This is a genomic window from Bradyrhizobium macuxiense, assembly GCF_001542415.1.
Taxonomy (GTDB): Bacteria; Pseudomonadota; Alphaproteobacteria; order Rhizobiales; family Xanthobacteraceae; genus Bradyrhizobium; species Bradyrhizobium macuxiense.
In genome coordinates, this window is sequence record NZ_LNCU01000064.1 from 43,477 (window position 1) to 52,966 (window position 9,490).

The following is a 9,490-nucleotide window of genomic DNA, read 5'->3' on the forward strand; positions in this document are numbered from 1 at the left end:
AACGATGCATCTGACAAGCGGAACGCCCATCGGTTATGACCCTAAGTGGATGGTCTATAGATTCACCATGTTCAATGGCAATTGGAGCGTCGATTGCGAGATCAGTAACGCCGCGTTGTCCGCTTTGGGAGAGATGCGGGAAAACCCGAGGCGCACTCACGAGTCTGTATTTCGGCGCCATCGCAAGCTGATCGAGAGAGTGGCGTCAAACCACTACAGGGGCGATCCGGGACCGGTCAGGATTTTCGCTAAGCACCTTCCATCGTCGAGGGCGCGAGACCGTCGCAGATCGGCCAAGCGACCGCCGAGCCTTCGATCGATCCCGAGCTGTGATCAAACTCATTCGATATTGGAAGAAGGTGGAGAGGCCAAAGTGGTGTTCGCAGTTGAACCCACCATTTAAGTACAGGCAAGCTCCACGCTTTTTGTTGGAGACGTTGACGGCCTCCTGACTCTCCCCGCAATCGGCGCCATGCGGAGAGAGGTAGAGCGCGATCTGACGCCGCGACCGACGCGCGCCGTCGCTCGGTTCGCCCGAGCGCTGGCTCTTCCCTCACACTGGCTCTTCCCTCACATTTCGGATGCTGGACATCCGTTTAATGTGGTGAAATGTCGTTCGAGTTCGACGAGCGCTCGCTGCTCCCATTCTTCTGCCTGCGTCAGCAATGAGATGCGTTGAACCGGTCGGAATGTCGCAGCCTGACGGCACAGCGAAGCTATTGCGCGGTAGCGGCGCACGTTTTCGATGATGGCCAGCCCAGTCATGTTCGAATCCCCATACTGTCCCGGCGGGAAAGTTTGCCAGAACGATTGTCGATTGGTTAGCGACCGGCTCCGTAAGCCTGCATGGGTTAGCAAATCCCTACGACATGTCCTATCGAAACGAGCTAGACCAAGATCGCCGTTCCAGCAGCAAATCCGGTGAACAGTGCTCGCACCGATACGAATGCGTACCGCTTGTGTCGGCAGTATCTGAAAATCGCCAATCGGCCGTTGATGTTTCACTGTTTCGAGCGGCTGCTGCGCTTGTGGAGCCTATGGGTAAGGCTACCAATGTTCGTCGCTTACCGAAGCGGAATGGCGATCGACAGTCGAGACCGTGCCAGCGAGCCTGTTGGACCGACGGTCCACGTCCGAACCAGACGTGGATCGCCGATCTCACCTATCTCTAGAGGCCGCGGTCCCTGCGCACCTGGCGCGTCAGCGCCCCCTTGATTTCACGGGCGATCTCCTCGCGGATCAAAGCTCCGAGCTGTATCTCGGCCTCGTCGCCAGTTAGACCGTCAGCTTGGATCCGGTGCTGCAGGCGGTTGTGCAATTCCTCCTCCATCGCCTCAAGAAGCTGCGCCTCCATCGCTGCGTGAGCCTCGGGTTCGATGCGGTTCAGCACAGCGTCCCAGGGTTCCCAGTGGGTCGCGAGATGGTCGTCAAACCCCGTTGCCTCCTCATGCCGCACCCGCGTCTCGGCCGCAGCGAGGTCGTCCTCGGTGACAAAGGACGCTCCAAAGAAGCACATGTCGGGAGCGAGGAGCTGCAAATTCAGCCGCTCGCGCAGTTTGACCTGATAGGCGAGATAGACCTCGACGTCGTCGACGAAGCTGAGCGAAGCGATCTTCTCGCGGGCGATCCGCTCGAGTACGTCCAGGCGGAACAGGACACGAGCCTGCTCGAGAAGTTCGTCGAGCCGATCGTCATACGCTCCATCCTCGACATCGGCGGTCAGGCGTGCGCTCTGCATCCGGTTCCAGGTCAAAGTGATGCGATCCTCGCAGCGCTCGCTCGCACCGAGGGCCATCCTGAAGTACAGCTGGCGCAATCGTGGCCTGATCGCAGCCTGCTGCAGATCCTCAGCCACCATTTGCCGAAACGCGGCGTTGCCATAGTTCACGGTAAGCCGGAGCCGGTCGAGAAAGAGGGCATATTCCTGAGCTCCTTCCTCTTCGGCGAACCCCTGCCAGGCCGTCATTATCTCCGGCTCGCTGCCAACCCAATCCGCCACCGCTACGTGCAACGGCGGCGACTGACTTGGCCCAGCCTCTCCGCCAATCGAAAAGAAGACTTGGGGCCCGTCGTAGCCCGGCACATTGATGTCCCTTGCAAGATTCCTCAGCACCCGCTCGGGTAGCGGATTGCCCTCCAGGTTGACCCTGCACCAGGGGCCCAGCCGTGTCAGCATAGTTTCCGGTAGGCTGGTCAGTCGGTTACCTCTAACGTCGAGCAATACAAGCCCGGTCGGCAAGATCTCGGGCAAACGGGTCAGCCTGTTGTGCGCGGCTTCGAGCGTCCGGAGCCGGACCGGAAGGTTCTCCGGTAGGCTGGTCAGCTGATTATGGCTGACCACGAGGTCTCGCAGCTCAGCCGCAAGTGTCTCAGGCAGACACGTTAGCCGATTGTGACTGAGGTGCAGCGTCCGGATCGGGAGGGCGTCAGGCAGGCTGGTTAGCTGGTTGCGGTCGGCGTTGACGGTCTGGAGTCCAGCAGGAAGGGCCTCGGGTAGGCTGGTCAGCTGATTACGACTGGCATCCAGCCATACAAGCCCAGCCGGGAGAGTGTCGGGCAGACCAGTCAGTCGATTGTGGTGGACATAGAGCGCCTGCAGAGCGGGTGGGAGGATTGCCGGCAGGCTGGTCAGCCGGTTGTTACCGACCACAAGACGTACGAGCTGCGCCGGCAGAGTGTCGGGCAGGCCGGTCAGATGGTTCACGCGCACATCGAGTTCCTGAAGTCCTGCCGGGAGTACATCGGGCAGGCTGCTCAGCGCGTTGTGATTGGCAGAGAGGCTTCGAAGCGGAGCCGGGAGGTAGGAAGGTGCGCCGACTATCTGATCGACGTTGCACCTGAGCCTCTCGAGCACTGCCGGAAGCGCGGCAGGTAGACTGGTCAGCCGATTGTTGCCGACATTGAGATCCCGGAGTTCCTCCGGGAGCACGGTGGGCACGGCCGTCAGCGACAGCCGTGACAGATTCAGCGCGTCATCCACATTGCCAGCCGCCCGCCAAGTCCTCGTTCGTCTCGCCGCCTCTTGTCGGTCCTCGGTCTCGCTTTGCCCATCGGCGCTAGCCCAGGCGTCCAGCATTTCGTCCAGTGATGATTCACTGGCCGGCGAGGTATCGAGGCTCGCGCGCGCCCCGGTCAATGCTTCGATCCTGGGCCGGTTGAGAGCTTCCCAGCGTCTGGTTCGAAAGCGCCGGAACTAATCGCAGCGATCCGCTGGGCTCGTGCTGAGTTCATCAACCGCCTCTCTGCGAAAGCCAAACTCAGAAGAAGTGCGCCGGAACGACGTTCGTCGAACCCGGTCATGCGCGTTGATGAATGATGAAGCATTCGAAATCAAAGCTCCGGTTGCGATCGAACATGCTGCCCGATCGCCCTCAGAACGGCTACAGCCAGACGCGGCATGTCCGCACCAGGTCCGGGTCCTCAAATTGACAAGTTCTCACATCGGTCCCGGCTGTTTGGTTGCATACGTCCTGGGAAGCTCTCGCTCACTCCCACATAAAGCTCTGGTCTCAAAGCGACCCTAGCTGTCCGGTTGTCGACATCGGAGTTTCGAAGGGGGACATCAAACGGGATCATCAGAGTGACCTCATTGTCCGGACGTGACTTTCTCATTTGGCACGCCCCCTGCACGGTTAATCGCAAATGCTCTCCACCATGACTGAGGAGAAAGCATCACATGACACCTGGGACTTATCTCAGGTCTTTTGCTCATCGTGACGGTGATCCTTGGATCCGGCATTCTTGTGATCCCGGGGCTTGCATTCGAAAAGCTCGGCAAGGATGGCATCTACGCTTGGTTAGGCAACCATCTGGGGCCACTTCACCGGGTGTCCTTCCCAACGCCGAATCTCATTGAGGGCGCCTAACAAGGTAAAGGATTTCGTCAACGACAGATCAAATGCTTGCGGGCACGCCAACAAAACCTCGATAGTGCGAAAATACCCGGACCGTGCACTCTTCTTGACCACCTCGAAGTGCTTTGGAAACTGTCAGTATTGTTTCCGCATGGACGTGCTGAGCGAGAACACGTTTATTGACGAGCCAAATGATCAAGATGCGGATCTAAGCCTGTTGATTGAATACCTTCGCCGCCAACCGGAAGTCATCCCTTGATGCTGCCAGCATCGCGGCTGGAGACAATCATCGAAGGAATTCGATTGGTTCCATCGGTCAAGTCAATCCGAATTCATACAAGAGCGATCGTATATGAACCCAAGGCGTTCACTGCAGAGAAGATTGATATTCTGGCGAGACACGGCCTTCGCACCACCTTCCACATCGTGCATCCATACGAAATCTGCGAGGAGGTCTCTGAAAAGATCGTAGCTCTTCGAGCGCACTAGACTAGGCTCTACAATCAGTTTCCATTGCTGCGAAATACCAACGAACATCAATTAGTACTTCATCGTCTGCTGGAAAGGCTCAACGGGATGGGCGTGCGCAATGTGTCAATCTTCATTTCGGATCCGATCAACTTTTCCGCGGCTTTCCGCGTGCGTTTGGGGCGCGTCTGGCACATTGCAGATCAGCTTAACCTGTTCTCGCCATCATGGATCAACTCGACGCGGTTTGTGCTCGACACCAATCGCGGAAAGGTGAGGCGAGAACATTATTCCGAAACGAACAGCGAGACCGATCTCGCCATCTTCGTACGCGACGGAAATTCAATTCCCTTCCCAGATTTCCCCGAACATCTCGATATCCCGGGAGAGCTCGAAGTCATGCTGTGGAAGGAATATGGGAGAGCGAAAGTGTGAATGGCATCTGCTACAGACGTTCAATTGCCGCATCGGAAGAACGTTGAGGGCGCAGCTTGGATGGGGTGCAGGTTCAGGTCGTTCCTTTCCTCTGCCAGGGAGATAGCGCCGTTGTTTGATGGCCTGGGAGGCTGTTACCCTTCAGCACGCCCGTCAAGTTGAGTGAAAGCCCTGCTCGCTAGCGTAGCCAGTCGTTGCAGAGCTCTCTTGTAGACCGTGGCCGTCGTACCAATGCAATCGCATTGCGGGACTGCGCAGACGACCTCAGCGGTGCTCAGAATGCGCTGAGGCCAGATCGATGGCAGGATGGTCGAGCACTGGATGCGGCAAATCAGCCCGGCCTATCCTGATCATGCTCTATTCAATTCGCAGATCTTCGGCGGAGACCTTACCCGAACGGCCGCTCTTTGGCTCATAGCTAATGCGAGCGCCCTCCGCGAGGTTGTCATGGCCAGCTTTCTCAACGGCACTAATGTGCACGAAGACGTCCGGTCCCCCATCATCGGGTTTGATAAAGCCATATCCCTTGGTCGGATTGAACCACTTCACGGTACCCATCGCCACTGCAGTATCTCCAGTTTGAAGCCAGTCTATCTAGACGAGGTACGATGCCGATATCAAGACGAGTGCTGGGAGGCTTTTCGTTTCTGTCGTCCCGGACCTGATCCGAACAGGACGTCGAGAGGATCAGGCATAGCGGCTCGGAGCACTTCGCTACAGCTTACAGCGTTGAGGCATCGATCATCGGACCGCTCGCGGATCGCGACCATGTCGGCACTGTATGCTTTTCGTCGAACCTGCACTCATCGCGACGTGGACAGCTGCGAATGAGTTCCGAACGTGCGTCGCGCATCCAACATGCGCCGATCTTGTCTTCCTGAGGGACGTCGCGGCGTTATCCTTGCAGTGTACGTTTCGTACTCTGGACTGTTCCTTGCAGGAGGCTGATCTTTGATGGTCCGGATCTTCCCGATCAGTTCATTGGCGTGTGCGGTTGGCGGCGTGATGGTTGACGATCCTGATCAAAAGCAGCAACCGGGATGAGTGGAAGCTCTTGGTCATCGACGGCGCGCCCACATGCCCACAGCAACCGAAGCAGACGAGGGGCAAGCCGCGATTCCGGGTTGACCTCGCCAATGCCAGAGAACCTACCGGCCAGAATGCCTCGCGCCCAGAGAGCTCAATTCGAAAGCTGGGCGATTTCGTCCGAATTTGCGCACACAGGCAGTCCATCGGGAGTGCGCAGCAGCTTTCGGCGGCATTTTTCGATGAAGCTGGGTTCGCCATTGTGATCTGGAGTCCTTACACTCGTCAGCTTTTCGACAGCTAACTCCTATAGAGGCCGAGTCTCGCTCTCGCCTCGAGCCGCAGCCGCCTGCGTCCAGCAAATGTGGAGCATAAGTCTGTGAGCGCACGGGACCTGTACCGAAGAAAGGAATGCATGATGGATCCGGTCGACCCATTCGATGCAGGAGCTTGGGTGCGGCAATACGCCGCCACGCTGCAAAGCCAGCGGGCGGGACGTCAGCCGGACAGCCGGCAAACCGGCTTTGAACAGCAGATCGAGAGGCTGCATCTCAGTTCATCCGATGCGGGTTCCGCAAGCACCAATTCGCCTGACGTGAGTCCTGAGGCGCGGACTGGACAGATCCGGCACGTCGAGCTCGGCGGTTCGATGCGGTTGCCGTCATATTCGCAGCTGGGGAACAATTCGTTCAGCCGCGCGCGCCATAGCGTAGATATCCCCCATGAGCGCCCCGGGAGTTCGACCCAGCTGTCGCCGCGGTCCAATTTGGAGGAGGATCTTTTCACCAGCGCGCGCTACACCCAACCAGAGGCGCAGTCAGCGATCGAGCCCACGAACAGCAAACGACGTGGACTGTGGTCGCGCATCAAGTCAGGGGTCGGAAAAGCGTTCGGGGGAAGCGGCAGCGGAAAGTCGTCCGGGTCCGCGGCGCATCAAGAGTTCACTTCGATGACGTTTCGCGCGGACCCTGCCAAGCAGCCGGCGCGAACGCAAGGGGTCCGCGAGGAGGACGAGGCGATCATTCAGGAATTCGCGGCGAACGCCACCGGCAACTTGAGCGATGGCACCATGAGAAATGCGGTGGGAAATCTGCGCGCTTTAAGCGCTCTGTTGCGCGAGAACCGGAGGCCATCAATTGCAGCTCGAATTGACAACCCGGCGTTGTCACCTGGGCTGGACGTCGATGCAGAAACCTATGCGTCGACAAAAAAGCTCGGCACTCGCATGAAGGCGGCGTTGAACAAGCTCCGGGAGGTCCGCGCTGCAAGGGCCCTATCAGCCGATATCCGCCGCCTGAATCCTTATGCCGTAGACGCTAGTCTCATCGACATGTGGGCTGCGGCAGAAAAGGCGACACACAGGATCGAGCCGAGCACTGTCGACAGGCAGGCTCGGCGCCTTTCCAGGCTGAGCGACTGGCTGCAAACCCAAAACAGAGGGGCCATGGCTGGTCGTCTCTCCACCAATGGGTTTGCCAGTGATGTTGAGGCGTACAAGCGTGAAACCCAGGAGACGAAACTTGACCCTGATTTGCGGAGGCTTGGCCAATACCAACAAGTCCTCGATGCGAACCGGGGGTTAGGGGTGCCTCCTCCTGAAGCGCATGCAGGTGGTCGGGCAGACGTGCAAGAGTACGGCGCGCCGCACGCGCTACCCGCAACTCCTGCCACCCCGAGTGAGGGAGCCTGGGATTTGTTCAGGGAGGCGATCTATGGGCCCTCTCGATCATCAAGCGTACCCCACGAGGGGACGCAGCCGACATTGTTGAGGGAGCCGAGCCGAGAAGTCGGACCATCATCATCCACGCCGTACCGTGGTCCGCAGTTCAGCTCGTTCTACGACCTTCCAGCAATGCCGGCCACCCCGAGCGAGGGCGCTTGGGATTTGTTGAGGGGAACGGTGGGAGGAGGCGCTTCATCATCCGCACGGCATCCGTCGTCAGACATCTACGGCGACCTTGACTCGCCGGTTTATCTCAATCCGCCCACGCCTCATGACTTGCGCGACGATGGTCAGTCGATGCTGGCATATGGCATTGCCGGACCACCATCGTTCGTTGGTCCACCAGGGTCTTCTGATGAGCTGCGGGATATCGGGACTGTCGTTGGGGAGGGCTGGGAGCACGGTTCCCGACCAGCCTCAGACGTCCTGATTGACGTGTTGGGCAATATCAATCTGCTGCCAAACCAGTTCGGACCCAGCCAGTTTACGATCAACGGTGAGCGCTACTCGGCCACGCTCGGACCGGGAGGACGCGGAGACGTTCGTCTTATCCATCATCCTCACGCCAGGCCGAGGAATGAAGCAGCCGGGCCCTCGCAGCAGCCTCATCATCCGCCGCAGACGAGTGACGCTTGGGCATCGCACGAAGGCGCAGTCGATCTTGGTTATCTCATCCGCGGAGGGTGGGAGCACCGCGAACGATTGCTTCCCCCTTACCTCGTCCGCGCATTGGAAGGCCAGCGCCTGATGCCGGACGCCGAGAACCCGACGTATTTCAACATCCGCGGCGTGCCTTACAGGGGCGAATTGGACGAGACGGGCGGCCGGCAACGGGTTCGCATCTACCCAGAAGGTCGCTGAAGAACGCGCATACACCAATCTTCAAACGCTCCGCTCGATTTGAACTGAAAGACGGACCCTGTTCCTGCGAGGATCAAGGTGGAGTTGCTCGCGCATGCACCAGTGCGGCGTGACCGTCGACAGCGTTACGGAGGTTGGTGCGAAGTGACGGAGATCGTGTTTCACATGGAGCACGAGCCGACCCGTGGCCGGCAGGCAATCAGACGCATCTTGCACACGCGAAAATAGGTGGGCCTTTAGGGATACAGACTGTTGCTGCAGCGCGGTTGGCCCGTGCCAGTAAGCACATCGTCCGCATTGCGACCGTACGGATCGTACTATCGAGTCCCACGACGTACAGGCCTGTTAACGCAACTAGCAGATCAGGTGGGCTGAGTGTCCAGTTTTTCTGCCTCAAGACTCTTGCTCGCGGAAAAAACTGGTCCTATTTCAATCGCGCCTGCGCTAGCACTCGCAGGTATCGATTGCTAGCAATCGAACGATCGTCGACTTTGTGCAAATCCTCAGGAGGGCTTCATGAATTTCCGTCCACTTCATGACCGCGTCGTGGTCAAGCGTATCGATGCAGACGAGAGGACCGCTGGCGGCATCATCATTCCGGACACAGCTAAGGAAAAACCCTCGCAGGGCGAAATCATCGCCGTGGGCCCGGGTGGCCGCGACGAAACTGGCAAGCTGATCCCGATCGACGTCAAGGTCGGCGACCGCGTCCTGTTCGGAAAATGGTCGGGCACCGAGGTCAAGATCGATGGCCATGAGCTGTTGATCATGAAGGAGAGCGACATCATGGGCGTTCTCACCGACGTGTCTTCCAGCAAAAAGGCTGCCTAATCCATTCGCTCGCACCGCTCGCCCTGAGGAGCGCCTGCCGGGCGCCCCGCCAAGGTGAGAAAGACATCAACTCAGGGAACTCATCATGTCAGCCAAAGAAGTCAAATTCTCCGTCGAGGCGCGCGACCGTATGCTGCGCGGCGTCGACGTTCTCGCCAACGCCGTGAAGGTCACCCTCGGTCCGAAGGGCCGCAATGTGGTGCTCGAGAAGTCGTTCGGCGCTCCCCGCATCACCAAGGACGGCGTCACCGTCGCCAAGGAGATCGAGCTCGAGGACAAGTTCGAGAACATG

At 58.7% G+C, this 9,490-nt stretch carries 9 protein-coding genes; 6 read left to right on the forward strand and 3 right to left on the reverse strand.

Annotated features, from left to right (window positions below; translation table 11 throughout):
• Positions 1-4: 4 nt before the first annotated feature.
• Positions 5-403 carry a DUF1488 family protein gene (locus AS156_RS46055; RefSeq protein WP_082747598.1) on the forward strand — a complete coding sequence of 133 codons (399 nt, stop codon included), beginning with the start codon at positions 5-7 and terminating at the stop codon, positions 401-403.
• 167 nt (positions 404-570) lie between these two features.
• Here the strand turns inward: AS156_RS46055 and AS156_RS40885 are convergent, their stop codons facing one another.
• Together AS156_RS40885 and AS156_RS19175 are read right to left on the reverse strand one after the other, a co-directional pair.
• Positions 571-765 carry a hypothetical protein gene (locus AS156_RS40885; RefSeq protein WP_082747599.1) on the reverse strand — a complete coding sequence of 65 codons (195 nt, stop codon included), beginning with the start codon at positions 763-765 and terminating at the stop codon, positions 571-573.
• A gap of 403 nt (positions 766-1,168) precedes the next feature.
• Positions 1,169-3,136 carry an NEL-type E3 ubiquitin ligase domain-containing protein gene (locus tag AS156_RS19175; RefSeq protein ID WP_066507522.1) on the reverse strand — a complete coding sequence of 656 codons (1,968 nt, stop codon included), beginning with the start codon at positions 3,134-3,136 and terminating at the stop codon, positions 1,169-1,171.
• Positions 3,137-4,367: 1,231 nt separating this feature from the next.
• Between AS156_RS19175 and AS156_RS19185 the strand changes: the two genes are divergently transcribed.
• Positions 4,368-4,757 (forward strand): hypothetical protein, encoded by a 390-nt coding sequence (locus AS156_RS19185; protein WP_136626303.1) that lies wholly within the window; start codon positions 4,368-4,370, stop codon positions 4,755-4,757.
• Positions 4,758-5,114: 357 nt separating this feature from the next.
• Here AS156_RS19185 and AS156_RS19190 read toward each other — a convergent pair whose 3' ends face one another.
• Complete coding sequence (locus AS156_RS19190) at positions 5,115-5,321, reverse strand: cold-shock protein (protein ID WP_066507525.1); 207 nt, start codon at positions 5,319-5,321, stop codon at positions 5,115-5,117.
• Positions 5,322-5,766: 445 nt separating this feature from the next.
• On the opposite strand from AS156_RS19190, the gene AS156_RS19195 reads away from it, so the two are divergent.
• The 4 genes from AS156_RS19195 to AS156_RS19210 all read left to right on the forward strand — a co-directional run.
• Positions 5,767-6,087, forward strand: a complete 321-nt coding sequence (locus AS156_RS19195; RefSeq protein ID WP_066507527.1) for a hypothetical protein — start codon at positions 5,767-5,769, stop codon at positions 6,085-6,087.
• 75 nt (positions 6,088-6,162) lie between these two features.
• Positions 6,163-8,367: a hypothetical protein gene (locus AS156_RS43375; RefSeq protein ID WP_245312949.1), complete on the forward strand. Its 2,205-nt coding sequence runs from the start codon at positions 6,163-6,165 to the stop codon at positions 8,365-8,367.
• A 516-nt stretch (positions 8,368-8,883) separates the two neighbouring features.
• Positions 8,884-9,198, forward strand: a complete 315-nt coding sequence (locus AS156_RS19205; RefSeq protein WP_066507529.1) for a co-chaperone GroES — start codon at positions 8,884-8,886, stop codon at positions 9,196-9,198.
• A gap of 85 nt (positions 9,199-9,283) precedes the next feature.
• Positions 9,284-9,490, forward strand: a 207-nt coding sequence (locus tag AS156_RS19210; RefSeq protein WP_283807932.1) for a TCP-1/cpn60 chaperonin family protein, incomplete at its 3' end; no start/stop codon positions are given.

Bases quoted from the DNA above. Each gene is read 5' to 3' on its own strand.
- AS156_RS40885 (WP_082747599.1), bottom strand. From the start codon at position 765: ATGACTGGGCTGGCCATCATCGAAAACGTGCGCCGCTACCGCGCAATA.
- AS156_RS46055 (WP_082747598.1), top strand. From the start codon at position 5: ATGCATCTGACAAGCGGAACGCCCATCGGTTATGACCCTAAGTGGATG.
- AS156_RS19205 (WP_066507529.1), top strand. From the start codon at position 8,884: ATGAATTTCCGTCCACTTCATGACCGCGTCGTGGTCAAGCGTATCGAT.